The 25740-nt window shown below is 72.5% G+C and carries 20 protein-coding genes and 1 pseudogene; 11 read left to right on the top strand and 10 right to left on the bottom strand.

Annotated features, from left to right (window positions below; all coding sequences use genetic code 11):
* Window positions 1–19 precede the first annotated feature (19 nt).
* Window positions 20–1828 carry a cytochrome c3 family protein gene (locus LZ198_RS18705; RefSeq protein ID WP_253973362.1) on the bottom strand — a complete coding sequence of 603 codons (1809 nt, stop codon included), beginning with the start codon at window positions 1826–1828 and terminating at the stop codon, window positions 20–22.
* A gap of 341 nt (window positions 1829–2169) precedes the next feature.
* Window positions 2170–4020, bottom strand: coding sequence for a sensor histidine kinase (locus tag LZ198_RS18700; protein WP_253973361.1), 1851 nt, complete (start codon window positions 4018–4020; stop codon window positions 2170–2172).
* A gap of 297 nt (window positions 4021–4317) precedes the next feature.
* On the opposite strand from LZ198_RS18700, the gene LZ198_RS18695 reads away from it, so the two are divergent.
* The 5 genes from LZ198_RS18695 to LZ198_RS18675 all read left to right on the top strand — a co-directional run bounded on the left by LZ198_RS18695 (window position 4318) and on the right by LZ198_RS18675 (window position 11605).
* Entirely contained in the window at window positions 4318–7368 is a 3051-nt protein-coding gene (locus LZ198_RS18695; protein WP_253973360.1) for a helicase-related protein, read from the top strand.
* Between the two features lie 173 nt (window positions 7369–7541).
* A complete protein-coding gene (locus LZ198_RS18690; protein ID WP_253973359.1) occupies window positions 7542–8315 on the top strand; it encodes a TadE/TadG family type IV pilus assembly protein in 774 nt (257 codons plus the stop codon).
* A complete protein-coding gene (locus tag LZ198_RS18685; protein ID WP_253973358.1) occupies window positions 8297–9829 on the top strand; it encodes a pilus assembly protein in 1533 nt (510 codons plus the stop codon). The genes LZ198_RS18690 and LZ198_RS18685 overlap by 19 nt, the downstream gene beginning before the upstream one ends.
* A 1-nt stretch (window position 9830) precedes the next feature.
* Window positions 9831–10784, top strand: coding sequence for a hypothetical protein (locus LZ198_RS18680; protein WP_253973357.1), 954 nt, complete (start codon window positions 9831–9833; stop codon window positions 10782–10784).
* A complete protein-coding gene (locus LZ198_RS18675) occupies window positions 10781–11605 on the top strand; it encodes a hypothetical protein (protein ID WP_253973356.1) in 825 nt (274 codons plus the stop codon). The genes LZ198_RS18680 and LZ198_RS18675 overlap by 4 nt, the downstream gene beginning before the upstream one ends.
* Before the next feature lie 65 nt (window positions 11606–11670).
* On the opposite strand, the gene LZ198_RS18670 is transcribed toward LZ198_RS18675, so the two are convergent.
* The 4 genes from LZ198_RS18670 to LZ198_RS18655 form a co-directional block, all read right to left on the bottom strand.
* Complete coding sequence (locus LZ198_RS18670; protein ID WP_253973355.1) at window positions 11671–12045, bottom strand: VOC family protein; 375 nt, start codon at window positions 12043–12045, stop codon at window positions 11671–11673.
* A gap of 111 nt (window positions 12046–12156) precedes the next feature.
* A complete protein-coding gene (locus LZ198_RS18665; RefSeq protein ID WP_253973354.1) occupies window positions 12157–12717 on the bottom strand; it encodes a hypothetical protein in 561 nt (186 codons plus the stop codon).
* Window positions 12718–12720: 3 nt separating this feature from the next.
* The gene (locus LZ198_RS18660) at window positions 12721–13479 is read right to left on the bottom strand and encodes a hypothetical protein (protein WP_253973353.1); all 759 of its coding nucleotides are present in this window, start codon (window positions 13477–13479) and stop codon (window positions 12721–12723) included.
* A 46-nt stretch (window positions 13480–13525) separates the two neighbouring features.
* Window positions 13526–13750, bottom strand: coding sequence for a hypothetical protein (locus LZ198_RS18655; RefSeq protein ID WP_253973352.1), 225 nt, complete (start codon window positions 13748–13750; stop codon window positions 13526–13528).
* 171 nt (window positions 13751–13921) lie between these two features.
* Here LZ198_RS18655 and LZ198_RS18650 point away from each other — a divergent pair, with 171 nt between their 5' ends.
* A complete protein-coding gene (locus tag LZ198_RS18650; RefSeq protein ID WP_253973351.1) occupies window positions 13922–14599 on the top strand; it encodes a hypothetical protein in 678 nt (225 codons plus the stop codon).
* Window positions 14600–15578: 979 nt separating this feature from the next.
* Here the strand turns inward: LZ198_RS18650 and LZ198_RS18645 are convergent.
* Complete coding sequence (locus LZ198_RS18645; protein WP_253973350.1) at window positions 15579–15956, bottom strand: hypothetical protein; 378 nt, start codon at window positions 15954–15956, stop codon at window positions 15579–15581.
* Between the two features lie 80 nt (window positions 15957–16036).
* Window positions 16037–17800 (bottom strand): ABC transporter ATP-binding protein, encoded by a 1764-nt coding sequence (locus tag LZ198_RS18640; protein WP_253973349.1) that lies wholly within the window; start codon window positions 17798–17800, stop codon window positions 16037–16039.
* Window positions 17801–17960: 160 nt separating this feature from the next.
* Between LZ198_RS18640 and LZ198_RS18635 the strand changes: the two genes are divergently transcribed.
* From LZ198_RS18635 to LZ198_RS18620, 4 genes are all read left to right on the top strand, one after another.
* The gene (locus tag LZ198_RS18635; RefSeq protein WP_253973348.1) at window positions 17961–18401 is read left to right on the top strand and encodes a hypothetical protein; all 441 of its coding nucleotides are present in this window, start codon (window positions 17961–17963) and stop codon (window positions 18399–18401) included.
* 168 nt (window positions 18402–18569) lie between these two features.
* The gene (dnaJ, locus tag LZ198_RS18630; RefSeq protein ID WP_253973507.1) at window positions 18570–19700 is read left to right on the top strand and encodes a molecular chaperone DnaJ; all 1131 of its coding nucleotides are present in this window, start codon (window positions 18570–18572) and stop codon (window positions 19698–19700) included.
* Window positions 19701–19908: 208 nt separating this feature from the next.
* On the top strand, window positions 19909–22077 hold the full coding sequence (locus LZ198_RS18625) for an ABC transporter substrate-binding protein (RefSeq protein WP_253973347.1): 2169 nt from the start codon (window positions 19909–19911) through the stop codon (window positions 22075–22077).
* Window positions 22074–23699 carry an aspartyl protease family protein gene (locus tag LZ198_RS18620; RefSeq protein ID WP_253973346.1) on the top strand — a complete coding sequence of 542 codons (1626 nt, stop codon included), beginning with the start codon at window positions 22074–22076 and terminating at the stop codon, window positions 23697–23699. Before LZ198_RS18625 ends, LZ198_RS18620 begins: the two co-directional genes overlap by 4 nt.
* Here LZ198_RS18620 and LZ198_RS18615 read toward each other — a convergent pair.
* Window positions 23693–24385, bottom strand: a complete 693-nt coding sequence (locus tag LZ198_RS18615) for a ferredoxin reductase domain-containing protein (RefSeq protein WP_253973345.1) — start codon at window positions 24383–24385, stop codon at window positions 23693–23695. The genes LZ198_RS18620 and LZ198_RS18615 overlap by 7 nt on opposite strands.
* 88 nt (window positions 24386–24473) lie before the next feature.
* On the opposite strand from LZ198_RS18615, the gene LZ198_RS18610 reads away from it, so the two are divergent.
* Window positions 24474–25214, top strand: coding sequence for a transglycosylase domain-containing protein (locus LZ198_RS18610; RefSeq protein ID WP_253973344.1), 741 nt, complete (start codon window positions 24474–24476; stop codon window positions 25212–25214).
* Between the two features lie 67 nt (window positions 25215–25281).
* Here the strand turns inward: LZ198_RS18610 and LZ198_RS18605 are convergent.
* Window positions 25282–25740, bottom strand: a pseudogene (locus tag LZ198_RS18605) (hypothetical protein); the annotation flags it as partial.

Raw genomic sequence — 25740 nt, 5'->3', positions numbered from 1 at the left:
CTGTCGGGAGGGCGGGCGGCTAGAGGCCGCTGCCCGGGTGTTGGGTATGGCAGGCGCCGTTGCACTGGTCGAACGCGGTCTTCTCCGCGCGGCCCACGTACATGCTGTCGAGCGCGCCGAACTTCGCCACGTGCGAAGCCGGGTAGCTCTTGTGACACGACAGGCACGCGGCCTGGCTGGCGCGCTGGATGCTGGCCTTCTCCAGGTGGCACGACGAGCACTTCGCCGGGGGCGAATCCACGCGGTTGGAGCGCGAGTGGATGAAGTGCACGCGCACGAAGATGGGGCCCTCCAGCTCGAAGCTCAGCGGCGCGTGGCAGCCGGCGCACGCGGCGCGGTTGTCGTTGCCGTGCAGCACCGTGGCCAGCTCGCCGCCGTCGCTGTGGCAGCTGTTGCAGGGGCCGGTGGTGAGCTTCGCCTCCGTGCGCTTCTTGGTGCCCACCTGGATTTCGACGGTCTTCGACGCGGGCCGGTCCTCGCCCAGGTACACGCGGCGCCCCTTCACCGTCACCAGGTACGTGCCCGGCTCGGCGTTCTGCGGAATCTTGTAGGTCCACGTGTCGGTGTTGGGACGGTCCCAGAGGTTCTCCTCCGGGAAGAAGGCGCCGCGGAACAGGATGTTGGCGAAGGGCAGGGTGGCGAACTGCGCGTAGACGCCGTCGCGCTCCTGCGTGGCGACGACCTGTTCATCCACGTTCGGGTCGAGGAAGTCGTCGAGCTGGATGATGGAGCGGATGGGCTGGATCTTCTGCGCCGGCCCGATGATTTGCGTCATCAACATCCGCTCCCGGTGCTTGCGCCGGTAGTAGGTGGTGGTGGGGTCGAAGAAGGCCCGATAGTACTCGATGCCCGCCGGGTTGAGGCCCGCCGCGACCTCATTGTAGGTCGGAAGACTCCCCGCCGGGTGCAGCCTGCGCCCCTCCCCGTCCTTCAGGGTGAGCTGGAAGGTGATTTCAGACCCGGGCGCGTAGGTGCCGTTGGAGGCGGGGGGCGTGAGGGCCTTGATGTCCATGGAGAAGCCATAGGCGTAGGCGGGGGCCTGCACCTGCTCCACGGGGATGGTGTACGGGGAGAAGGGCTTGAGGCTCCAGCGCAGGCGCAGGGCGGTGGTCTCCGGGCGCAGGCTGAACGTGTTGATGCGGGCGTGGTCGTAGGCGTTGCGCAGCTCGACCAGCGCCTCCTCCTCGAACTTCTTCGCGTTGGAGCAGTCGCTGGGCGAGGCGCAGTCCAGCGTGGACTGGATGGCGCGCAGGCGGCGCACGAAGAAGGAGTCCAGGCCCGGGCGGCGGCGGTCCTCACCGCCGACGTTGAGCAGGATGGGCAGGCCCGTGAGCCGGCCCCGGGAGTCCACCGGCTCCACGGTGAAGAAGCTGTTGACGTTCATCCAGGCGGCGTCCCGGTAGTAGCGCCGGCGCGTGAACGCGCCCGGGCTGCCCAGCAGCACCGGCTCCTGGTCCTCCTGGTGGACGCCCGTCCAGCCCAGGCCGGCGAAGTCGCTCTGGGTGCGCAGCGTCTTGAGGCCCGCGTCCGACGTGGCGCTCACCGCGGCGCGGAGGTCGATCTGGTTGATGTAGTAGGTGCCCCCGGCGCGCACGCGCAGCGGGATGCCCTCGCCGTTGTCCACCTCGAGCGCCACGCCCACCGGCACGGGCGTCGCCGGCTTGCCGCCGCCCTTCTCGACCCACGCGTCCGCCAGCTCCTTCTGGGTGCCGCCCTCCTCGAGGGCGGGGGTCTCCACCTCGGGGGCCTGCCGCGCGTCGTTCGCCGGGTCCTCGGAGCCCCCACACGCCACCAGCACCGCCGCGAGCGCCGCCAGCCAGCCGCTCATCCGCCCGGCTGGGGAGGAGGCAAGCGAGCTTCGCGGACACGTCTCGCACCACGACCAGGGCGCTCCAAGTCCACCCATGGATGATTCTCCTCGTACGTGTGGTTGCGGGCGCCGGCATTGGCGCCCCGGCCAGTGGGTTCCGTGGCCCGTCGCCTGGGGGCGAGGCAGGCCCGTCGCATCCGTTGTCGGGGATTGCCCGGTTCGGGATTTTTCAGCCGTACGAAGAATATCTGGAATGAACAGATGTCTTCAACTTCTGGGAGAAATTGCCGCTGCCCTCAAACACCCTGAGTCGTCAAGTAGCGAAAACTCCCCGTTAGAGTGGCCCTGATTTCAATGGGTTAGGCGGTGGCTTGTAGGCCCGTGCAGGACTCGCCCTGGAGGGCATGGGGAAGTTCGACGGTGAATTCCGCGCCTTCCCCGATTCGGCTCCGGACCCGGACGCTGCCGCCGTGGGCGGCGACCAGTTGGTGGACGATGTAGAGGCCCAGGCCGGTGCCGGGGTGGTGCGGGCCATCGCCGTGGACGCGGTGGAAGCGGTGGAAGAGCCGCTGCTGGTCTTCCGGCGCGATGCCGATGCCGGCGTCCTTCACGGTGACGCGGGCGAGCCCGGCATCGCCCTGGACGCTCACCTCCACCGGGCGGCCGTGGCCGAACTTGAGGGCGTTGCTGAGCAGGTTGGTCACCACGCGGTCCAGGCGCAGCTTGTCCCAGTGGCCGCGGACACCGTCCTGCACGCGCACGGTGAGGGCGCAGCCGGCGGCGGCGGCCTGCTCGGCGTGGCGCTCGGCGGACTCGCGCACCAGGGCGGACAGGTCCACCTCCTCGCGCTCCAGCCGCATGTGGCCGGAGGAGAGGCTGGAGAGGTCGAGCAGGTTGTGCAGCAGCCGACCCATGCGCCGCACCTCGCCCTCCGCGCCGGCCAGCCCGTCGCGCAGGCGGGGCTCCTGGGCCGCGTCATGGAGGCCGCGCAGCCGCCGCAGCCGGAGCTGGAGCGAGCTCAAGGGGTTGGCCAGGTCGTGCGCGGCCACGCCCACGTGCTCCAGCACGTCCTGGGCCTCGGCGAGCAGCCGCGCGTTGTCCAGGGCGAGCGCGGCGCGCGCGGCCAGCTCCTCCACGAAGGCGCGGTCCACCTCGCCGTAGCGGCGGTGCGGGCTGGTGGACACGAGGCACAGCGCGCCCAGCACGCGCGGGCCCACCGCCAGCGGCACGGTGAGGGCGGAGGTGCCGTGCATGACGCGCAGCAGCTCCCCGAAGGCGGTGTCCGCCAGGGCGTGGGGCGGGTTCGCGGCGTCCAGCTCCGGGAGGAGCTCGCCGCGGCCGGTCGCCACCACGCGGGCGGGGCCCGCCTCGTCCGCGTCCGGGCAGCGCAGGAGCGGCTCCCACATGTGGTGGGCGGCGTGGAGGTCCGTGCAGGACACGGCCTGGGGGCGCACGCGGCCGTCCTCGGAGGGCAGGAAGAGGATGCAGGCGTCGGCCACCTCGGGCACGCACAGGCGGGTGAGGGCCTCGCCCACCTCGCGGGCGCCCGACAGCGGCTGGAGGACGCGGCCGGCCTCGGCGAACAGCGCCTGGGCGCGCTCCACGCGGCGCCGCTCGGTGATGTCGCGTGTCACCTCCGCGAAGCCCCGCAGCCGGCCCCGGGAGTCCTGCAGCGCGGTGAGCAGCGTCTCCGCCCAGAAGCGCGTGCCGTCGCGCCGCACGCGCCAGCCCTCGGACAACAGGCGCCCCTCGCGCGCGGCGCGCTCGCGGTGGGCCCGGGGCATGCCCGCGGCGACGGCGTCCTCGGGGTGCAGCCGCTCCAGGTCGCCGCCGGCGACGTCCGCGGCGGTCCACCCGGTGAGCCGCTCCGCGCCCGCGCTCCACGCCGTGACGCGGCCGTGCCGGTCGAGGAAGCACAGCGCGTAGTCCGTCACGGCCTCCATCAACAACAGCCGCAGCCGCTGCTCGCTGTGCTCGTGCCGCGCGTGCAGCGGCCCCAGCGCCCGGTGCAGCACCAGGCCCAGCGCGCCCACGCCCGCGAGCCCCAGGCCGCCGGCGAACAGCTGCGGCAGCGCGGCGCGGACCGACTCCGCCTGGGTGAGCAGGCCGTGCGCGGCGGACAGGAGCGTCGCGAGCAGCAGCGCCCCCGCGAGCATGCATGCGGACACTCCCGCCCCCACTCGCTGGGCGAACGTCCAACGTCGCATCATGTGGCAGTCCCCCCCATCCCCTAGCGGATACCCGCATGAGGAAGGCGTGGGTCAGCATCCCTGATGTGAGGGGCCGAGAACATTGCCCGCCTGGACAAAGTCCGAGTCACCCCAGGGCCGGGGTTGACGCTCCGGAACGTCATGTCCGCGACCACGCCTCGTCGCCTGGAAGGCGGCCTGGACGTGCGCGGGACGACGACTGGGGGAGTTGGTGACGGAATGGCCATCACCGGTGCGCGGGGTTATGAGGCGTACCCCCCTCATTCCCCGTTGCAGCCGGGTCGCTTCCGCACCGCCATGTCCCTCGTCGAAGGCCTCAAGGTCCGCTACCTCCCACAGCCCGAATGGGGCGTGGGTCACCTGCTGTCGCTCCAGGAGGACGGCGCCAAGGCGCTGGTCGCCTTCCCCGCACGGGAGGACGCGCCGGTGCTGGTCTCCACCAAGGGGGGCGCGCTGGTGTCGTATCCGCTGCCCCGGGGCGAGCCGGTGGTGACGTACAAGGGACGGCTGGCCATCGTCATGGCGGAGGAGCCGGGCGCGCGAGGCCTGCGGCGCTACGTGCTGCGCTACGCGGACACGGGCGAGGAGGACGAGCTGCCGGAGTCCGAGGTGCGCGCGCTGCCGCCGCGCTCGGACGTGCTGTCCACGCTGCGCGAGGGCCGGGTGGGTGACGCGCGCGCCTTCACCCTGCGCAAGCAGGCGCTGGTGCTCGACGACGAGCGCCGCTGCGACGCGCTGGGCGCGCTGCTGGCCAGCCGCATCATGGTGAAGCCGCACCAGGTGGGCGTGGTGCAGCGCGTGCTGTCCGCGCGCCGGCCGCGCTTCGTGCTGGCGGACGAGGTGGGCCTGGGCAAGACGATTGAAGCGGGCATGGTGTTCAGCGCGCTGCGCCTGTCGGGCCTGGCGCGCCGCTGCCTCGTGGTGGCGCCCAGCCACCTGACGGTGCAGTGGCTGGTGGAGCTGTTCCACAAGTTCAACCAGCTCTTCACGCTGATGGACTCGGACCGCTACGCGCAGTCGCTCAAGGAGGCGCCGGGCGTGTCGCCCTGGGCGCGCTTCCCGCTGGTGGTGACGAGCCTGGAGCTGCTGTCGCGCAGCGAGGAGCACCGCCGCGAGCTGGCCCTGGACGACGCGTTCTGGGACCTGGTCATCGTCGACGAGGCGCACCACCTGAAGGGCGAGCGCGCCTTCGAGGCCGCCCAGGTGCTGGCGGGGAACTCCTGGGGCCTGTTGCTGCTCACCGCCACGCCCATGCAACTGGACCCGGCCGAGTACCACGGCCTGCTCACGCTCATCGACGCGGCCACCGCGCCGTCCGTGAAGGGCTTCGAGGAGCGGCTCGCGCGCCAGGAGGAGCTGTCCGCCGCGGTGCGCGCGCTGAGGGAGGGCGGCAAGCCGGACGCGGCGGTGAAGGCGCTGGCGAAGCGCTTCCCGGGGGACGCGCGGCTCGAGTCGCTGAAGGAGCCGGAGGCGCTGCTGCAGCACCTGGCGGAGACGTACAGCCTGAGCGACCGGCTGGTGCGCAACCGCCGCGCGGTGGTGGGCGGCTTCTCCACGCGCCGGCTGCACCGCCACCCGGTGACGCTGCCGGCGGAGGAGCTGAAGGTGCGCGACGCGGCGCTGGCGGCGCTGGCGGGCGGCTCGTTGCGTGGCGCGCCGCTGGGCAACGTGCTGCGCCGGCTGGAGTCGAGCCCCGCGGCCTTCGCGGGCGCGGTGAAGTCCAACCCGGTGCTCAAGGCGCAGGCGGACGTGCTGCGGCTGCCGTCGCGCGACGCGAAGTTCGGCGCCTTCCTGGGCGTGCTGCGCGGCGTGTGGAAGGCGGAGCCCGCGGCGAAGGTGCTCGTCTTCACGGAGAGCCGCGACACGCTGGAGATGCTCCAGGCGGAGCTGGGGCGCGAGGGCGTGGAGGCGCTGGGCTACCACGGCGACCTGCCGCTGGTGGAGCGCGACCGGCAGGTGGCGCGCTTCCGGGACCCGGAGGGCCCCAAGGTCCTGCTGTGCACGGAGGTGGGCGGCGAGGGCCGCAACTTCCAGTTCGCGCACCACCTGGTCCACTACGATTTGCCCTGGAGCCCGGCGACGGTGGAGCAGCGCATCGGCCGCCTGGACCGCATCGGCCAGACGCACCCGGTGGACATCCACGTCTTCGACCCGGCGGGCACGCTGGCCTCGGACGTGCTCGCGCTGCTGGCGGACGCGGTGGGCGTCTTCGGCGAGACGGTGGGTGGCCTGGACGCGGTGCTGGAGGAGGTGGAGGACCGGCTGGGGGAGCTGGCGCTGCTGCCGCGCGAGGCGCGGGTGGCGTACGCCGGGGAGTTGAAGGCCCGCGTGGAGGCGGCGCGCGCGCAGGTCAAGCGCGCGTACGACCCGCTGCTCGACGTGCGCAGCTTCGACCGGCCCGCGGTGGAGCGGCTGGTGAAGCGCGCCCAGGAGCGCATGGGCCTGGACGACGACGGCGACGACGAGGACGGCGACGACGCGCCCGGCCTGGAGGACGGGCTGTGGGGCGTGGCGCGCGACCTGGACGAGCGGCTGGAGGAGACCGTCACGGAGCTGGCCCGGCGCGTGGGCATCGGCGTGGACACCGACGAGCAGGTGGAGGCGTTCCAGGTGGCCTTCCAGTTCGGCCACGCGCTCAAGGTGGACGGACTGCCGGGCATCGACGTCATGGAGGACCGCACCCAACTGGGCACTTTCTGGCGCGACACGGCCGTGGAGGCGGAGGAGCTGGAGTACTTCGCCACCGGCCACCCGCTGGTGGAGGCCCTCTTCGGCTTCCTGCGCGACGGCCCCTACGGGCGCAGCGCGTTCCGCTTCATCGAGAAGCGCGGCCCCCTGAAGGCGCGCGGCGTGGAGCTGCTCTACCACGCGCAGTTGCCGGAGCCGGAGGACACCTCCCCCGGCGCGCGCGTGCCCAGCCGCCAGCTGGCGCGCTTCCTGGAGCGCACCCTCGTCCACGTCGCCGTGGTGGAGGGCCCCCAGGGCCCCAAGGCCGACACCACCGTGCTCGGCGCGCTGGAGACGGAGGGCAAGGGGCTCAAGGGGGACGAGGTCTCCCGCGCGTTCCCGGGCTTCGGCGCCTTCGTCGACGCCGCCGTGCCCGTGGGCCAGAAGGCCGCCGACGCCGCCCTGGCGAAGCTCGCCGCCTCTGCCCGCAAGGCCCTCGAGGCCGAGCGCGACGCCACCGTGGAGCGCCTGCGCCTGTCCCTCTCCCACCAGGGCCTGGAGGCTTCCGCCCTGGAGGCCCAGCTCGGCGCGGAGCGCTCGCACTACGAGCGCCTGCTGAAGGCCCTGTCCGGGGTGAAGCTGACCCTGGATTCGGCCTGCGGCTTCGTCATCAACCGCTGAGAAGAACCTCGGGGCGCGAGAGGCTTGACGCCATGCGTCGAGCTTCCGCGTGCTCGATGTCGCACTGTGTCGTGGCCGGTGGGACGGGGTGTTGATTTTGGATACGGTCCAGATGACCGATTCCTCAATCAACAAGATTTGGGGAATTTGGCGGATGTATGGTTCCCCCCGCCATGGCACCCACACCCCGTGAATCCGGCCAGGCCGCCGTGGAGGCCGCGCTCACGCTGCCTCTCGTCGTATTCCTGGTTTTGGGCACTTTGCAGCTCTTCATGATGCTGCAGGCGCGCATCCTGGCGCAGGTGGCGGTGTACCGGGCGGTGCGGGCGGGCAGCATCAACCACGGTGACTGCCTGCCGATGATGCACGCGGCGATGGTGACGATGCTGCCCACGGTGGCGCGCACCGACAGCCCGGCGGCGCTGGCGCGGGCGTTCCGGCAGCGCAGCGACAACCAGTACCGCGTCGTCAGCTCCTATGGAGACCGCTTCGACGGGCCGCTGGTGGAGATCGTCCGCGAGTCGCCGGATCCAGACTGGGTGCTGGGGCTGGCGCGCCAGGAGGACCTGCTGTTCGACCAGCCCACCAACGACGCGGGGGTGGACGCGCGCACGTTGGAGATCCGCATGGTGGCCTGGTACTACATGCGCATCCCGTTCGCGAACTGGGTGATGAGCCGGATGTTCCTGGCCCACTTCGGTTTGAAGAACTACACGGCGACCAACCCGCTGATGCCGGCGCAGAAGCGCTCGGACTGGTGGTTGGACGAGCCGGTGGAGATCGGCCCCGACGAGTGGCCGGGCGGTGACCTGGGGGACCGCATGGTCCGGTGGAGCAACCAGGGGCACTTCGTCTTCCCCATCCAGGTCCATGCGGCGATGCGGATGATGACGCCCGCCATGGCCCAGAACTTCCAGCGAGGCGCGGCATGCCCGGTCGGCTTGTGAAGTTTTCGTCACGGGGTCAGGCCCTGGTCCTGTTCGCGCTGACGCTGCTGCTGCTGGCGCTGATGGTGCTCCTGACGCTCGGCTTCGGCATGCGCGCCAAGGAGAACATCGAGCTCCAGATGGCGACCGACGCGGCGGCCTACAGCCAGGCGGTGGCCACCGCGCGCACCTTCAACGCCATCTCGGTGATGAACCGGGCGCAGGTGGCGCACATGGTGGCCATGGCGGGCACCCAGGCGCTCATCAGCCGCAGCAGCCAGGTGTTCGCGGCGCACTCGGTCTGCCAGACGGCCTTCCCGCAGCCCATGTGGCACGTGCTCGACACGGCGGCGGCCAATCAGACGCGCAGCCTCCAGGGGCAGGCCGGCAACCTGTACCGGGCGGGGCTGAACATCTACGCGTCGCTGCTGCGCGACCACATCCAGGGGCAGAAGCTGGCGCTGGGCATCGCCCGCGCGGCGAACGGGGAGATACAGGCCACGCCGGAGGGCGCGGCCAAGAGCTTCGCCGAGCTCAACGGCGACGACGCGGTGCCCGAGCACGAGGACCTGATGAACGCGGCCCGGCGCGGTGACGCGCGCTGTGGCGGCGGCGCGGTGTGCGCCGTGGGCGGCAGCTCGACGGCCAGCCTCAACGCCACCATGGGCAGCCTGGGGTGGACGTGGGTGCACAACCGGCCCACCGGCAGCGCGGGCTTCGGCACGGGCGGCGCGGCCCAGTCCACGGCCTTCCGGCACTACGCCTCCGCGGGCGCGATGGACCCCTCCACCTACGACACCGTGTCCGGGCGCAACTCGTGGGGCCACGACCACGGCAACGCGGTGCTGCCCACCCGGTGCGTCAACACGCCGCCGAGCGTGGTGCCCGTGTCGGACGCGTGGGTGATGTCCGACGAGGAGCAGACCCACGAGGACCAGCACGTGTATGGCGTGCGCGCGCCGCCGGGCCAGACGCCCGAGGACGGCAAGCCCATGTACGAGCAGCACACGCTGGGCGCCTGCGTCGTGTGCCCGGGCATCTGGCCGTTCTCCATGAGCTACAACGTGGACCAGCTCCACCGGGGCGAGGCGAACCAGTACGGCCAGCCGAAGCTGTACTCGGTGCTCCACCGCGACTACGGCAGCGAGCAGCGCCGCAAGCACCCGGACCCGTGGAACCTGTTCTTCCGCTTCCGCTTCTCGCAGGAGAACGACACGGCGTTCGACAACGCCATCCCGCTCGGGCGCTCGCGTCCCACGGGGCGCGAGAGCGTGCAGCGCAACCAGGTGGCGCTGTCGGCGGGCATCGTCTACTACCACCGCCCCTTCCCGGCGGCGTCGGGCGGCGGCTGGCGCGAGCCCCCCAACTTCCTCAACCCGTTCTGGCGCGCCACGCTGGTGAGCGCCGAGGGCGCCGACGACGACAAGCCCGCGGACAGCCTGTCGACCGCGGGCTTCACCGAGCACGCGCGGACGCTGCGCGACCTGGAGGCCGCGGGCTATCGCGGAGGCAGCCGGCGGGGAGCGGGGTACTGACATGCGACGCTCGCGAGCAGACCGGGGCCAGTCCCTGGTGGAGACGGCGCTGGGCTTGATGGTGTTCGTGACCATCCTGCTGTTCGGCATCTACTTCGCGGAGGTGGGCGCGCTGACCCTCAAGGTGCAGGAGGCCGCCAACTTCGCGCTGTGGAACGCCACGGGCCGCGTGATGCACGACCCGGCGGCCGGCGAGTGGCAGCGGCCGGGCGCCATCACCGCGGCGGCGAAGGAGGCGAACGAGCGCTACGCGGACTTCGACGGGCGCAAGCGCATGGCGGGAGAGGGCGTCACCCTCCAACTGGCCATCGCGCGCTCGCAGCCCATCCAGGTGGACTGCGACACGTCCCTGCCGGCCGGGGTGCCCGACCTGACGCCGGCCCGCGCGGGCACGATGCTGTCGGGGGCGATGACCGTGCGCGCGTCCGGCATGCGGTGCTCGGCGTCCGCGCGCATGCGCGCCGAGCGCATCGGTCGCTTCATGGAGCCGCGCTTCTTCCGCGAGTCCCAGCGCGACGCGGCGGCGGCCTTCACCGTCTGCGCGGCGGGGCGGGCCAACGGCGCGCAGTGCCCGGGCCAGTTCTCCCTGCTCCTGGACGACTGGGGCCTGTCGACGGTGGCGGAGGGCCGCGCGTGTCCGCTGAGCGTCAACAGCGGCGCGGCGTGCGGCAACCAGGACTACTACCTCTGGGCGGAGCGGGTGTACCGCCGCAACGGCGGTGGCGGGAGCGCGGGCTCGGCGCTGGCGGGGCTGGTGGGCGCGGAGTCGGTCAACGAGGACCAGTTCTTCATGAGCTTCCGCGGCCATGAAGACCAGTACGAGGACGACATCGGTGGCACCCACGCGGGAGGCCAGTCCGTCTGGGAGACCACGCCCTTCCGCGCGCGCAACCTGGCGCGGCCGTACGACGTCAACCGGCGCGACAGTTGGCTCGGAGGCGTGCGGACGCGGTGAGGACCCGGCTCGTCGCGCTGGCGCTGGTCGGGTGGGTCGGTGCCGCGGCGCCGGTCCACGCCGAGTCGGCACGGGACGCCCGGAGCGCCCAGGCGAAGCCGTCGGTGTCCACCGGGGCCCGCTCCAGCGCGAAGCAGCCCCCGGCTCCCGTGGGAGCGCGTGCCGGCGCGAAGGCTCCGGCCTCCGCGCCGACGAAGCGCTTCGCGTGGCCGTCGTTGACGGTGCTCGAGCAGGTGGACGCCAGCGAGGTCATCGAGGCGGGCGGCGTCCCCGTGGTGCTGCGCGCGGTGGTGGTGAAGGAGCCCATCCAGGCCCTCGTGCAGCGCTTCGCGGACGCGTTCCGCGACGGCGGCCTCCACGTCCCCCCCGGCAACGAGCAGCCGCAGCTCGCCAGCGGCGCGGCCATGCTCACCGCCGTCGACATCTTCCAGGGCCTCACCTACACCGTCATCCTCCAGCCGCGGTCCCCCACGCTCACCCTGGTCTACCTGGGCGAGGCCAACCACGCCCTGCGCCGGGAGCCCTCCGCCGAGGGAGACGTGGCGCCCATGCCCCCGGGCTCGCGCGACGCCCTGCGCGTGTCGGACGAGGGGTCGCGCACGTTGTCCTTCCTCGTGCCCATGTCCTCGACCGACCTCCAGGCCTACTACGCGCGGGAGCTGACGCGCGCCGGGTGGCGGCTCGCGGAAGGGGAGCGCGCCCTCTACACGCGCCCAGGTGAGGAGCTGCGCATCGTGGACGAGGCCGCCGCGAGCGGACTGCGCTCCGTTGTCCTCCTCCATCGCCGCGCCCGCGCGTCGGACGCCGCGCCTGCGCCTTGACGTCGCCCGTGCGCGCGGTCACCTCGACTGTCACGCCTGCGCCTTGACGTCGCCCATGCGCGCGGTCACCTCGGCGCGGGGACGTGCAGCGCCACGGCGTTGCCCTCGGTGTCCTCCAGCACGGCGAACGCGCCGTGGCTTCCCAGCGACCTGCGCCCCACCAGCACCTTGCCCCCGGCGGGCGCGACGCGGCGCAGGCAGCCGTCCAGGTCGCCTCCCGCGTCCAGGTACACGCGGCTGCCCTGGTGGGAGGGCCGCAGCTCCGGCGCCAGCACGAGCGCCCCCGTCACGTCCTCCGCGGCCTTGCGCGTGAACACCGCGATGCGGGCCCCGTGGAAGTCCTCCACCCGCAGCGTCGTCCCCAGGACCGACTCGTAGAAGCGGGTGGCGCGGTCGAGGTCCACGACCGGAATCTCGAACCAGTTCACACGATGCCCCATGACCAGGCTCCTCCGGCGCGCCTCGGCGCCGATGAGGACACCCTGGCCCCGGGCCCCGTCAGCCGTGTGTCAGGTTTGTGTCGCGTCGCCCCGTGCGGGCCGCCGCCGCGCTCAGGCGCGCAGCCGCTCGCGCAGCGTCTTGGCGCGGCCCTGCATGTCGGGGTCCATGCTGGTCAGCTCCACGGACTTCAGGCGTTGATCCAGGCTCTGCGGCACCTTCGCCTTCAGCTTGCCTTCCTCCGCCAGCACCTCCAGCTTGGCCAGCGCCTTGTCCACGATGCGCTCGCGCGGGTGGTCCAGCAGGCTGTCGAGGAAGTACGCGTCCTCGGGCAGCTCCGGGTACTTCTCCAGGTAGTCCACCACGGCCTTCACCCAGTCGGCGCGCGTCTCGGACTCCGTGACCTTCTGCATGGCCTGCTTCTGGGCCTTGCGCTTGCCCTCGGGGTCGAACGTCTTCGCCAGCCCCTCGGGCAGCTCGCCCCCGGTGAAGAGCGCGTCCGCGGCGGCCTTGTACTTCTGGTAGCTCGCGCTGCGTTCGATCTTCTGCTGGGCGGGGTCGTCCTGCCGGGAGGTGTACTTGCTGCCCTTGCCCCGCTGGGCGTCGATTTCACGCCAGCTCTTGTTGCGCTTCCCGGAGAAGCCGCCGCCGTTGTCGTCCCTGTCCTTGGCCATCCTTCATCTCCCCTTGCGCGCGCTCCACAGCGCGGCGAGTCCGCGTTGGACGAGAGGCCGCACCGCCTCCAGCTCCTGTGAGGACAGGGGCTGCTCCTCGTCCTGCTCCGCCTCGAAGAGCGCCTCGTCCGCGTACTGCTGCAGGGCCGCAGGCACCGGTGGAGCCGTCGTCCGCGTCTCGAGCGCCGCCGGAGGCACGGATGCGACTCCCGGCGGCCAACCCAGCTCCAGCATGGCGTACAGCTCGAAGAGCAGGTGGCGGGCGACGCCGTATCCTTCGTCCGTGAGCCCCGCCGCGTCAAGCGCGCCCAGCATGGCGTCCTGTCGGTTCTCGAAGGCGTGGAGCAGCCGCGTGCGCGACTTCTCGTCATCCTCCAGATAACGCCACGCCGCCTCGACGAATTCGCCGGACGGCTCGCCCGGATGGAAGGTCTCCGGCGGCACCGGCTTCACCTTCCGGGGCCTCGGCGGGCGCTCCTCGTCCAGCCGCACCGGCCGCCCCTCCTCCACCAGGTCCCAGAGCCCCAGCAGGTTCTGGTACAGCCGCCGCGCGATGTCCGGCGAGGGGAAGCGCGGCTCCTCCTCGAAGAGGTCCGGGATGACATCGCTGTGCGGGCGGCCCTCGGCATGCGCGGCCCGCATGACCTCGAGCACCTGGGCGGTGTCCAGCGCGCTGCCGGAGAGGTCCAGCAGTCCGTCGAGTGTCTGGGCGCCCTCGAACTGGCGCTGGAAGTCGGCACTTCGGTCCTTGGAGCGGCTCATGGCGGCGGGACGCTTACTCCAGGGGAGCGCTCGGGCGCACGCGGCATCAGTGTTCCCGCGGCCATTCGCCCATCAGTTCGTCCTGGCGTTCCTTGGGATTGGAGGTCCACTCGAAGTCCTCGGGGACGTGGCCGCCGCCGTGCTGCGCGCGGCCGTCCCAGCTCACCAGCTCGGTGAGGAAACGCTCGTCGTCCTCCTCCGTCACCTCGGGGCGGTTGTCGGGGACGGTGAAGGGCGTGTCCAGGGGGTGGTCGGGGATGAGGATGGCCATGGCGGGCTCCGTGCGGGAGGTCGCGCGCCGGGCCGTGTGTCGGCCGCTCCACATCGCGCGCCCGGTTCAAAGCTACGCAGGCGGGGTGGGGCGAGGGAGCGGCGGGGGCGGGCGGGCGAGGGCCCGTTCGTCTTCCGTTTCCCCTCCCGCGACCCTAGTCTCCGCCTCCTGATGGCAGAACCGTCGCCGGAGACGTTGAAGACCGCGGTGCAGGCGCTCGGCCGCGTTCACGCGGTGGAGGGGCCTCCCGGCGAGAACGGGCTGCGCACCGTCTGGCACCTGGGCACGCAAGGCGCGGAGCTGATGTCCCTGGTGGACACCGAGGGGCGCGTGCGCCGGCAGGAGCTGACGCTGCTGGAAGACCACTACATGTGGGCCAGCGGCGAGGGCGTGCGCACCGGCCGCGTGGAGCCCGGGGAGGGCGAGGGGCACCGCGCGGGGACCGCGTCGGCCGTGGTGCGGGCGGACCCCCAGCTCGTGCCCCACCGGCTGCTGCGCGCCGCGCTCGCCCTGGGGACCTACACGGGGCAGGACCGCTACATCCTCCACATCCAGCGCGTGCTGGCGCTGGCGCGCGAGGGGCTGGAGCTGGCCGGGGCCGCCCAGGCGGCCCGGGCCGCGTCGCAGCGCCCCTCGGAGCCCACGCTGCCCGGGTTGTCGCCCCAGCCCTCCGTCGCGCCGGTGGTGGAGGCGGCGGCCGTCGCCGCGACCGCTCAGCTCGTGTACGGCGCGCCCCACCCGAACGAGGTGCCGCCCCCGGTGACGCGGCGCTCGGAGGGCGCGGTGATGGTGGTGGTGCTCGGCGTGGGGTTGTTGCTCGGGCTGCTGTTGCTCAGCTGGCTGCTCTGAGCGGGCGCGACCTCCAGGCCCAGCAGCCGCAGCATGTCCAGCGTGTCCGGCAGGGTGCCGCGCGCCCGGTGGCGGGCCGCGTGCGCGCTCGCGCCGATGGCGCGCACCGGATGCGCGTCCATGGCGAGCAGGGCCGTCACCACCGCCACGGGCACCAGCCGCGCGGACCAGCCCCGGCGGGCGGACGGCTCCTTGCGGCGCCCGCGCGCCAGCAGGAGCGTGCCCAGGACCGCCAGCAGGGTGGTGAACGTCCAGCGCGCCAGGCGCAGCTGGGTCGCCGCGTCCATCCCGGAGGCCACCCACTCCGCGCGCTCCGCGTCCGGCACGGCGCCCAGGCCCGTGAGCATCTCGAAGAAGTGCCGCGCCTCCAGCGCGCCCACCATCGCCACCGCGGACAGCGACGCCGTCATGCCGCTGGCCAGCAGCAGGCCCCGGGAGCGGCGGCGCTCGCCCGTGCCCACGTCCCACGCGTGCCCCAGGCCCGCCAGCGCGAGCCCCAGCGACAGGCCCAGCAGCAGCGCCGCGCTCGCCCAGGCCCCCAACAGCCTGGGCGCCATCGCCTGGCCCGTGCTCGCCGCGACCTCCAGCACCGTGGCCCCCGCCGCCAGCCGGTTCAGCCCGAGCATCGCCTGGTCCACCAGGACCTCCGTGCCCAGGAGCCCCACCATCCACGGCAACGTCGCCATCCCCATCATCACCACCAGCGGCACCCGGCGCCCCAGGCTCATGCACGTCAGCGCCACCGACAACAGCGGCAGCTCCACCAGCAGCGTGAGGCCCACCACCGCCGCGAACGGACCCGCCGCCTCCACCACGCCCAGGCTCTGCCCCGTGCCCTGGAGCCAGGGCGTCAGCGCGAAGCACCACAGGAGCACCGTGAGTGGCACGGACGACGCCACGGACAGGCCGGGCGCGAGACGAAGCCGCAGAGGAACAAGCATTCCAGGAGAGAGTAGGCTCTCCTGCTTAATCTGGTAATTCAGACCGGGGGACGACCGATCAGCCAGTACGCGACGCTGCACAGCGTGCCGACGATGGGGGAGACGAGCGCGCCCAGGAAGAAGAAGCGGGGGCAGCCGCCCTCCCCGCAGCCGACCTGGGCGTAGGCGAGCGCGCCCGCGACGAGCAGCGGGGCGTTCATGCCGATGAGGAACACGCCGAGCCCGCGCAGGACCAGCCCGCGGTACCAGGTCCGTGTCCACAGCCGGAAGACGACGGGGAGGAGCACCAGCGTGACGGTGGCCGCCGCCGCGAACGCCAACTGCCGGGCCGACACGGCCACACACGCCAGGGCCGCGAGCGCCAGCGCGGGCACCAGCAGCAGGGCGTTGAGGGACAGGGGCTCCCGGTGACGCATCGGACGGAGGGGACGGTGGCAGAGCGGATGCGTGGAGGCAAGGTCGGCGGCCGGCCCGTGGGCCCCGGCCGACCCGCGTCCTAGGCGGCGACGGCGCCCTCGCCGAGCAGCCGCGCGTAGCGACCCCGCAGCGCGACCAGCTCCGCGTGCGTGCCGGACTCCACCACGCGCCCGGTGTCCAGCACCGCGATGAGGTCCGCGTCGCGCACGGTGGACAGCCGGTGGGCGATGACGAGCACCGTGCGGCCGCGCATCAGCGTCTCCAGGCCCGCGCCCACCGCGGCCTCGCTCGCGGCGTCCAGCGCGCTGGTGGGCTCGTCCAGGAGCAGCACGGACGGCTTGCACAGGAACGCGCGCGCCAGCACCAGCCGCTGCCGCTGTCCGCCGGACAGCCGCGCGCCGCGCTCGCCCACCGGTTCGTCCAGGCCCCCGGGCATCGCGCGCACGAAGTCCTCCGCGTGCGCCAGCCCCAGCGCCTCCCACAGCTCCGCGTCCGTCGCGTCCGGCCGGCCCAGCCGCAGGTTGTGGCGCACGGTGCCGGAGAAGAGCACCGGCTCCTGTGGCACCCACGCCATCTGCGCGCGCACGCTCGAGGGCCGCAGCCCGTCCAGCGCCTCGCCGTCCCACGTCACCCGCCCGCCCGACGTGGGCAGGAAGCCCAGCAGCACGGAGAACAGCGTCGTCTTGCCCGCGCCGGACGCGCCCACCAGCGCCACGCGCTTGCCCGCGGGCACCACCAGGTCCACGCCGCGCAGCGCCTCGCGCCCGTCCGAGTACGTCGCCCTCACGCCCTCCAGCACCAGCGCCCGCGCCAGCGGCGGGGCGGCCCCGCCCACGTCCGGGGGCGCCGGCTCGTCCGCCAGCGCGAACAGCCGCTCCGCCGCCGCCAGCCCCGTGAGCACCTGCGACAGCGTGCCGCTCAGCGACTTCACCGGCTGGTACAGCAGCAGCGCCGCCGCGAGGAACGACAGCAGGCGCCCCGCCAGCTCCGGGTCCGCCGACACCGCCTTCGCGCCCCACGCCACCGCCATGGCCACGCCCGCGATGCCCAGCAGCTCCACCGTGGGGCTCACCGCGCCGCGCAGGAACAGCGAGCGCTTCATCTCGTCCAGGTACCGCTCCGCCTCCACGTCGAAGGCCTCGAGCGCCCGCGCCTGTCCGCCGTACGCCTGCACCACCGGCAGGTTCTGCAACTGCTCCGCCGTCAGCGACGTCTGCGCGCCCAGGCTCTGCAGCGAGCGCGCGGCCACCTTCTTCAGCGAGCGCGCGAAGCGGTTGATGGGCACCACCGTCACCGGCACCACGATGAAGGTGAACAGGAACAGGTGCGCGTCGATGAGGAAGCACGTCACCAGCAGCGCCAGCGCCTGCATCCCGTCCTTCACGTACGACGACAGCGCCTGGGTGATGGAGAACTCCACCAGCGGCACGTCCGACGTGAAGCGCGCCAACAGCTCGCCCGAGTGCCTCCGCTCGAAGAACGAGGGCGGCTGTCCGAGCAGGCGCCCGTAGAGGAAGCCGCGCAGGTCCGCCATCACCCGCTGGCCCAGTCGCTGCATCAGCCCGCCCTGGAGGAACTGGGCGAGTGCCTTGACGAACGCGACCGCGACCACCACCAGCGGCAGCCGCTGGAGCATCGTGTCCCCGGGCAGGGACACGCCGGCCACGGAGATGGGCTTGCCCGTGAGCACCGCGCGCAGCAGCGGGCCCACGACCCAGGCGTACGCGGAGGTCGCCAGCGCGGCGACGAGCGACGCGCTGACACCCGCCGCGAGCAGCCAGCGGTAGGGGCGCAGGTAGCCGAGGACTCGGCGATAGACGTGTGCGGGAGGACGGGGAGCCACTGTTCGGCCGCGGACTCTGTCACCGAGTCGCCGCGAGGTCCAAGGCTAGTGGCGCGCCGGTCGCGGTGTGCCCCGCCGCCTGCCTTGCCACCGGGCTTCACCGGCAGGCAGGTGCGTTCCATTGCCCGTCCTGGCCCCTGCGGACAGCTTCATGGGAGCCATGGACACCAATAACGAAAAAGAGGTCCTTTTCAATCCGGGCTGCGAGCCGGTGGTTGAAGACGAGGAGCGCCGGCGGCTCCTGTGGCTCATGGCCGAGTACTTCCGCACCATCGGGTACACGGACATCAAGGCACGGCTTCCGGGCTTCATGCCCCCGCCCATCCTGTCCGGCACCATCGAGGACCACCGTCCCGATTTCACCTGCCGGCAGTCGGATTCGGCGCGCACCCCCATCATCCTGGAGATCGTCACACCCGGCATGGTGGACGAGCCCGCCGCGGAGAACCGCTGGAGCCTCCTGGCCAGCGCCGCCAAGCTCTACAACGCGGAGCTGCACTTCGTGGTGCCCAAGTGGGCCTCGAACGGTCCGGTCGACCCGGGCCTCAAGCGCCGGCTGGCCCGGATGGAGCTGACGGCCAACCGCGTGTGGACCGTCTAGTCCACCCGCGCCAACCCGCTTCCCCTTCCTTCCGCCGCCCGGTGACCCCCCAGGTCCCGGGCGGTCGCCGTTCCCGCGCCCGGATTGCTGGGGCGTTTCGCTGCGTTATAGTGATCCAGGGATTTTCGCAGCGTTGAAAAGTTCAGCAATTTCCAGGGGTTGAAGCGAATGCCAGCGGCGGCGGGACAGAAGCGCGACTACTACGAGGTCCTGGGTGTCCAGAAGACCGTCTCCGCGCAGGAGCTGAAGAGCGCGTTTCGCAAGGTGGCGCTCCAGTACCACCCGGACAGGAACCCGGGGAACCAGGACGCGGAGGAGAAGTTCAAGGAGGCCTCGGAGGCCTACGAGGTGCTCAGCGACCCCGAGCGGCGGGCGAAGTACGACCGCTTCGGCCACGCGGGCAACCCCTTCGAGGGCTTCGGCGGGGCGGGCGGCGGCTTCCAGGGCGTCAACATCAACGACATCTTCGGGGAGATCTTCGGCGACATCTTCGGCGGTGGCCGGGGTGGGGGCCGCCGGACGAGCACGCGCGGCGCGGACCTCCGGTACAACCTGGAGATCACCTTCGAGGAGGCGGCCTTCGGCAGCCGGCCCAAGGTGACGATTCCGCGCCCCAAGAAGTGCGAGACGTGCAGCGGCTCCGGCAGCAAGAGCGGCGCGGGGCCGCGCGCGTGCGGCACGTGCGGCGGCTCGGGCGAGCTGCGCTACACCCAGGGCTTCTTCGCGGTGTCCCGGCCGTGCGGTGACTGCGGCGGCTCCGGCGCGGTGGTGCCGGACCCGTGCACGCGCTGCAAGGGCTCCGGCAAGGTGCCCTCCGAGGAGGTCATCGAGGTGGCCATCCCCGGCGGCGTGGACAACGGCACGCGCGTGCGCCTGGCGGGCATGGGCGAGCCGGGCGACCGCGGCGGTCCCCCGGGCGACCTCTACGTCACGGTCATCGTCAAGGAGCACCCGCTCTTCCAGCGCGAGGAGTACGAGGTCTTCTGCGAGGTGCCCATCTCCTTCACCCACGCGGCGCTGGGCGCGAAGATCGACGTCCCCACGCTCGACGGGAAGGTGAAGATGACCATCCCCGCCGGTACCCAGTCGGGGAAGGTGTTTCGCCTCAAGGGCAAGGGCATTCCCCACCTGCACAGCCAGCAGCGCGGCGACCAGCACGTGCGCGTGGTGGTGGAGACGCCCACGGAGCTGTCCTCCAAGCAGCGCGAGCTCCTGGAGAAGCTCGCCGAGCTGTCCGGCGAGGAGTCGCATCCGCAGTCCAAGAGCTTCTTCGCCAAGGTGAAGGAGCTCTTCGGCTGACGCGGGACGTCGCCCGCCCAGGCGGGCGAGCGTGGCTCCGGGACCACGCGGTGTGGCCCGGACGCCTCGGCAACGTGAGCCAGTCAACGTCCGCGCGGGTGGCGGAAGCGGGCACGAAGGGTGCAACGCGGGTGGGGTTCCCCGAGGAATCTTCCCCGTGCTCCGTTGTCGACGGAGGCGCACCGCCGCTGCTATGCACCCCCCTGCCATGGAAGTCCTGCCCACCTTGCGCCGCTCGCTCCTCGTCGCGCTGGCCCTCCTGCTGACGGCCTGCCCCCGCACCACCCGCCCCACGCCAGGAGGCGCGACCGGGGAGGACGTCCCCACGGGTGACCCGTTCCCGCAGCGGCCCTCCGTGGAGGTGAAGAAGGACGCCACGGCGGACGCGGCGCTCGCCCAGGCGAAGCAGGCCGCGCAGACCACGCCGGACAAGAAGAAGGCCGCGGAGGTGTTCCTGTCCGTGCGCAAGGCCTACCCGGCGACGACGGCGGGCCAGGACGCGCTGTACCAGGCCGGCGTGCTCTTCTTCGAATCGAAGGACTACGTCAACGCGCGCAAGTCCTTCAACGAGCTGCTCTTCGAGAACCCGCTGTATCCCCAGTCCGAGGACGCCAAGCGCAAGCTGGCCCTGGCGGCGATGGAGACGGGCGCCTACCGCGACGCGTACCAGACGCTGTCCAGCCTGGCCGAGCGCGCCGAGGGCGCCGAGCGCGAGCAGCTCCTGCGGGAGGCGGCGCGGGCGGCGGAGGGCGCGGGGCTGTACGGCCAGTCCCTCACCCTGGCGGTGGAGCAGGCGGGGCAGGCGCGCACGGAGCAGGAGCGCGCCGCGGCGGTGGCCCGGGTGGAGGCGCTGGTCGAGGGCCGCGCGGACTTCGTGGACATCGCGCGGGTGGCGGACGGGCTGTCCCCCACCAACCCCGCGTGGCCGGTCCTCACCTTCAAGCTGGCGCGCGTCTACTACCACCTGCGCGAGTGGTCGCGGCTGGAGGAGACGCTCAACCGCTTCCTCGCGGAGGCGCCCCACAGCACCTTCGCGCCCCAGGCGCGTGAGCTGCTCGCGCGGGCCACCCGGCGCGTGGAGGCGCGGCCCCGGACGGTGGGCGTGTTGCTGCCCATGACGGGCCGCTACCAGCCCATCGGCGAGGCGGTGCTGCGCGGCATCCAGTTGGGCCTGGAGGGCAGCGACATCGAGCTGGTGGTCAAGGACACGCAGGGCGACGTCAACAAGACGGGCCAGGCGATGGAGCAGCTCGCGTTCGACGACGGCGCCATCGCGGTGCTGGGGCCGCTGCTGGGCGACGACAGCAAGCGCGCGGCGCTGGTGGCCGAGGAGCTCCAGGTGCCGCTGCTCACCATGAGCCGCCAGGAGGGCGTCACGGACCTGGGCGCGTACGTGTTCCGCAACATGCTGACCAACGCCGCGCAGGCGGACGCCATCGCGGACTACGCCATCAACGTGAAGGGCTTCAAGAAGTTCGCCCTGCTGTACCCGAACATCCCCTACGGCGTGGAGCTGGCGGACGCGTTCTGGGACGACGTCACCCAGCGCGGCGGCGTGGTGCGCGGCGCGGAGCGCTACTCGCACGACCAGACGACCTTCACCACGGAGGCCAAGAAGCTGGTGGGCCGCTACTACCTCGAGGACCGGCTCGACTACATCGAGGGCGTGCGCGACGTGCAGGGCGAGAACCTGGACGCCTTCCGCCGCCGCAAGGCGATGGAGAAGGTGAAGAGCGGCGTCGAGCCCATCATCGACTTCGAGGCCATCTTCATGCCGGACGACTGGCGGCGCGTGAGCCTCGTCGCCCCGGCGCTCGCGGTGGAGGACATCGTCACCAACGCGTGCGACCCGCGCGACCTGGAGCGCATCCGCAAGACGACGGGCAAGAAGGAGCTGAAGACGGTGACGCTCTTCGGCGCCAACCAGTGGAGCAGCCCCAAGGGGCGCTCGGGCCTGCCGGAGCTCATCGAGCGCGGCGGCAAGTTCGTCACCTGCTCGGTGTACGTGGACGGCTTCTTCGTGGACTCGCAGCGCCCGGCCACGCGCACCTTCGTGAAGAAGTACCGCGAGGCGTACAAGCAGGAGACGGGCAAGGACCCGGGCCTGTTGGAGGCCATCGGCTACGACTCGGCCCGCATGCTGCGCCAGCTCGCGGACAAGAAGGAGGGCGCGCCCCGGACGCGCGCGCAGATGCGCGACGCGCTGGCCACCCTGAAGGACTTCGACGGCGCCACCGGCCGCACCTCGTTCAACGAGAAGCGCGAGGCGGTGAAGCAGCTGTTCCTCCTGTCCATCGACAACAAGGGCGTCACGGAGATCAACGTGGACAAGGAGCGCGAGAAGGCCGCCTCCGCGACGGGAGGCTCGGGCTCATGAGGGTGGGGCAGGGGATGGCGGCGCTGCTGGCGGGGGGACTGCTGGCGGCGACGGGCGGCGGCTGCGCGCACCACGCGCGGCTCGCGCCGGAGCTGGTGGCGCGGCTGGACGAGGCGCCGGGGCGTCACGTCACCGGCACCGTGACGGGCCTGGACGAGGCGGCGGTCCTCGACAACACGGACTTCATCTGGGGCCTGGACTTCTCGCCCCGGCAGCGGCGCGTGGCGTACACGCGGCTGGGCTCCAAGTCGTACTTCCTGTCCATCTGGGCGCTGGGGTCGCCGCCGCGCAAGCTGGCGGACGCGGCCATCAACCCCTACGAGTCGGACGTGGAGGGCGTGGCCTTCTCGCCGGACGGGGGCCTGGTCGCCACCGCGAGCCGTGACGGCGCGGTGCGCCTGTTCGACGCGGCCACCGGCGAGGCCCGGGGCGTGCGCTTCACCGAGGAGCCGCTGTCCGTGCTGGCCTTCCACCCGAACGGCCGGTGGCTGGTGGCGGGCAGCACGCAGGGGCTGCTCACCGTGCTGTCCGTGCCGGACCTGGCGCACGCGTCGGAGGCGCGCGGGCACGCGGGCATGGTGAGCGGGCTGGCGTTCGCTCCGGACGGGACGCTGTACTCGGGCGGCTGGGACAAGCACGTGCGCGCGTGGCACGCCGCCCAGGAGTCCGCCACGCCGGGGACGGCGCGCGCGCGCTTCGAGCGGCGCGCGGGCTCCGCGGTGGTGGGCGGCTCGCTCAACGGCAAGGCGCCCGTCTCGTTCGCGCTGGACGCGCGCGTGCCGGTCATCCTCGTCACCAGCGAGGTGGCCACGGCCGCGGGCATCGACGTGCCCTTCCTGAAGGAGACGGTGGACGTGCCCGGCGCGCTGGGCACGACGGCGGCGCGGCTGGCGCGCTCGCAGTCGCTGCGCTTCAAGTCGCTGACGCTGACGGGCGTGGACGTCGCCGTGTGCGACGCGTGCGTGCCGCAGGGGACGCAGGGCGTGCTGGGCGCGCCCTTCACGGAGCGGGTGGGCGTGTCCTTCGACGAGGTCAGCCACGAGGCCGTCCTCACGCTCGAGGGCGCCGCGCCGGAGGTGGCGGCTCCCGCGGTGGAGGCGCTGGTGCTCTCGCCGCGCTCGGATTTCAGCTTCCCCGCCTACGTCAGCGACGTCACCGTGGACGCGGCCGGGCGGAGGCTGGGCGTGGGGCTGTCCGAGCAGAAGCCGGAGCGCGACCGCGCCGTCTACGAGCGCGAGCGCAAGGGCGTGGAGGAGCCCCAGGGCCCCTTCAACGCGGGCGCGGTGGTGGACGCCGGCTCCGGCGAGGTGCTCCACAAGTGGCCGCTGCACCGGGGCGTGGTGTCCACCGCGGCCATCTCCCCGGACGGGCGCTCGCTCGTGTCCGGTGGCTGGGACAAGCGCGTGTACCTCTTCACGGAAGGCGACGCCGCGGCGAAGGGCTCGTACTCCGTCGACTGGTCCGTGCGCCGGGTCCGGTTCAGCCCGGACGGGCAATGGGTGGGCGTGGCCGCGTGGACGCCGCAGGTGGCCAGCAGCAGCGGTGAGAGCGACCCGGCGGCGGTGCTGCTGGGCGTGCGCTACGCCGAGGGCGCCACGGTGGCGGCGGACGCCGCTCAGTAGTTGAAGAAGACGCGGGTGGCGGGCACGCCCCGCTCGCTCAGCGCGTCCATCACCCCGCGCACCATGCTCGACTGTCCGCAGACGAAGGCGAGCGCGTCGTGCAGGGGGTCCTCCCCCAGGTGGGCCTGCACGTAGCCGGTGAGGCCCTGCCAGCCGCTGGCGCCGGGCTGGCTGACGGTGCGGACCACCTGGACGCCGCCCTCCTCCCACGCGTGCAGCTCCCCCTGGTAGGCGAAGGCCCCGGGCGTGCGCGCGCCGAAGTAGAGCTTCACGCGGCCGAAGGCGTCCCGCTCGCGTCGCACGCTGGCGATGACGGGGCGGATGGCGGAGATGCCGGAGCCGGTGGCGAACAGCAGCAGGTCGTGCCCGCGCGCGCGCTCCAGCGGGAAGCCGGGGCCCTCCGGCGCGGACGCCTGCACCGGGGCGCCCAGGGGCAGGCGGATGAGGGCGTCCGGCAGGGGGCTGCCGTCCTTGAGGAGGAACTCCCATCTGCCCCCCTGGGGCTCGGGCGGCGAGGCGATGGCGAACAGGCCCGCCTCCAGGCCGGGCAGTCTCAGCCGCACGTACTGTCCGGGGTGGGCATGGCTCCCGACGAGCGGCGTCCCCCGGACGTCGAGCACGAGGTCGGTGAGACCGTCGGCTGCGGGGGAACGGGAGGTGACGGTGGCCGGGTGCCAGTCGGACATGGTGGATGCGGTTCTAACCCGTGTGCCGGGCGCGTGCTGCCCCTGGTAGCCTGGGGGCGTGAAGAGTCTTCTTTGGATAATCCTGTTCATGCTGGGCCTGGCCGGCGTGGTCATTCCGCTGACCTATCTCTATACGGCCAGCAAGCTCCCCCAACTGGAGAGTGAGTTCGACGTCGAGAAGTTGCTGAAGCACAGCATCGAGGGCGAGCGGATGAGCCTGCGCGCGGGCCAGTCCGAGAAGAACCCCCGGCCCATCGTCTTCAACCGGCCGGACTTCTCCCGCCTGCCCAAGGACCTGGTGGCGCTCTACATCCGCCATATGGAGTGCCCGCGCTACTTCCAGACGCCGCGCGAGGACGGACCGGCGTGGGCGTGGCGCCTGTTCGTCGGCGCGACGATGGGCACCGCGCCCCCGGGCGACGGCGCGTGCGAACGGCTGCTGGCCATGCGCATCGCGGAGACGATTGGCATCAAGGGCACGCTGGCGCTCACCGTGGCCGCGCACCGGCTGCACTCCTTCATGCAGAAGGACCAGCTCATCGCCTACGACCTGTCCATCCAGTACTACGAGCGCGGCGTGGTGGGCGTGGAGGACGCCGCCTTCACCCTCTTCAAGAAGGAGCTGGGCGAGCTGAAGCTGGCGGAGCTGGCGGAGCTGCAGCTGGCGCTGCCCCCCTTCTACAAGTACTGGGAGATCCGCCACTGCAAGAACCCCACGGTGCTGCGCCAGGAGCGCGACATGCTGTTGGAGGACCTCGCCGGCTGGAAGCTGGTGAGCGAGGCCAACGCGCGCAGCTCCATGGCGGAGCGCCTGGCCTGCCTGGAGTGAGCGGCCGGCTGCTGCGCCCGGGCCCCCGCGACGCGCTCGCGGGCCCGGCGCGCGGCCGTGCGCGGGTTCACCGGCCCGCGGGCTTGATGAACATGCTCTCCAGCGAGTTGAGCTTCTTGCCGATGTCCCGGCGCGCCTCCGCGTCGGGGGCCAGCTCGGCCTCCTGACGGTACTTCGTCAGCATCTTCAGCATCGCGTCCGGGCTCTTCACGCGGCCCCGCTCGACCAGGTCCGGCACCGAGTCCTCCAGCGAGTCGATGCGCTTGAGCAGCCGGGCCCGCGTGTTCGTGTCCGGCATGGCCTTCGCCACGCGGACGGGCTCCGTGGCCCCGTGGCCCTGGAGCGCGGCGTGGGCCTCCTCCAGCTTGGGGGCCTGCTCGTGGAGCGCGGCGGGCTCCGGGAGCGACGAGGGGGGCGGCGTCGCGGCGGTGGCGGCGCCCGGCTCCGCGCCGTTGGCCACCGGCGCCACGGCGACCGGCTCGACGGCCTGCGCGCCCTCGGCGGCGGGCGGCGGGACGTGGGCGAC

It is taken from the genome of Myxococcus dinghuensis, assembly GCF_024198235.1.
GTDB classification, from domain to species: Bacteria; Myxococcota; Myxococcia; order Myxococcales; family Myxococcaceae; genus Myxococcus; species Myxococcus dinghuensis.
Note: the sequence above shows the minus strand (reverse complement) of the source record. Positions and strands in the feature narration are given on the sequence as shown.

Excerpts from the sequence above, each read along its gene's own strand:
- LZ198_RS18705 (WP_253973362.1), bottom strand. The coding sequence starts at position 1,828 with ATGAGCGGCTGGCTGGCGGCGCTCGCGGCGGTGCTGGTGGCGTGTGGG.
- LZ198_RS18700 (WP_253973361.1), bottom strand. The coding sequence starts at position 4,020 with ATGATGCGACGTTGGACGTTCGCCCAGCGAGTGGGGGCGGGAGTGTCC.
- LZ198_RS18695 (WP_253973360.1), top strand. The coding sequence starts at position 4,318 with ATGTCCCTCGTCGAAGGCCTCAAGGTCCGCTACCTCCCACAGCCCGAA.
- LZ198_RS18690 (WP_253973359.1), top strand. The coding sequence starts at position 7,542 with ATGGCACCCACACCCCGTGAATCCGGCCAGGCCGCCGTGGAGGCCGCG.
- LZ198_RS18685 (WP_253973358.1), top strand. The coding sequence starts at position 8,297 with ATGCCCGGTCGGCTTGTGAAGTTTTCGTCACGGGGTCAGGCCCTGGTC.
- LZ198_RS18680 (WP_253973357.1), top strand. The coding sequence starts at position 9,831 with ATGCGACGCTCGCGAGCAGACCGGGGCCAGTCCCTGGTGGAGACGGCG.
- LZ198_RS18670 (WP_253973355.1), bottom strand. The coding sequence starts at position 12,045 with ATGGGGCATCGTGTGAACTGGTTCGAGATTCCGGTCGTGGACCTCGAC.
- LZ198_RS18665 (WP_253973354.1), bottom strand. The coding sequence starts at position 12,717 with ATGGCCAAGGACAGGGACGACAACGGCGGCGGCTTCTCCGGGAAGCGC.
- LZ198_RS18660 (WP_253973353.1), bottom strand. The coding sequence starts at position 13,479 with ATGAGCCGCTCCAAGGACCGAAGTGCCGACTTCCAGCGCCAGTTCGAG.
- LZ198_RS18655 (WP_253973352.1), bottom strand. The coding sequence starts at position 13,750 with ATGGCCATCCTCATCCCCGACCACCCCCTGGACACGCCCTTCACCGTC.
- LZ198_RS18650 (WP_253973351.1), top strand. The coding sequence starts at position 13,922 with ATGGCAGAACCGTCGCCGGAGACGTTGAAGACCGCGGTGCAGGCGCTC.
- LZ198_RS18645 (WP_253973350.1), bottom strand. The coding sequence starts at position 15,956 with ATGCGTCACCGGGAGCCCCTGTCCCTCAACGCCCTGCTGCTGGTGCCC.
- LZ198_RS18635 (WP_253973348.1), top strand. The coding sequence starts at position 17,961 with ATGGACACCAATAACGAAAAAGAGGTCCTTTTCAATCCGGGCTGCGAG.
- dnaJ (WP_253973507.1), top strand. The coding sequence starts at position 18,570 with ATGCCAGCGGCGGCGGGACAGAAGCGCGACTACTACGAGGTCCTGGGT.
- LZ198_RS18625 (WP_253973347.1), top strand. The coding sequence starts at position 19,909 with ATGGAAGTCCTGCCCACCTTGCGCCGCTCGCTCCTCGTCGCGCTGGCC.
- LZ198_RS18620 (WP_253973346.1), top strand. The coding sequence starts at position 22,074 with ATGAGGGTGGGGCAGGGGATGGCGGCGCTGCTGGCGGGGGGACTGCTG.
- LZ198_RS18615 (WP_253973345.1), bottom strand. The coding sequence starts at position 24,385 with ATGTCCGACTGGCACCCGGCCACCGTCACCTCCCGTTCCCCCGCAGCC.
- LZ198_RS18610 (WP_253973344.1), top strand. The coding sequence starts at position 24,474 with ATGCTGGGCCTGGCCGGCGTGGTCATTCCGCTGACCTATCTCTATACG.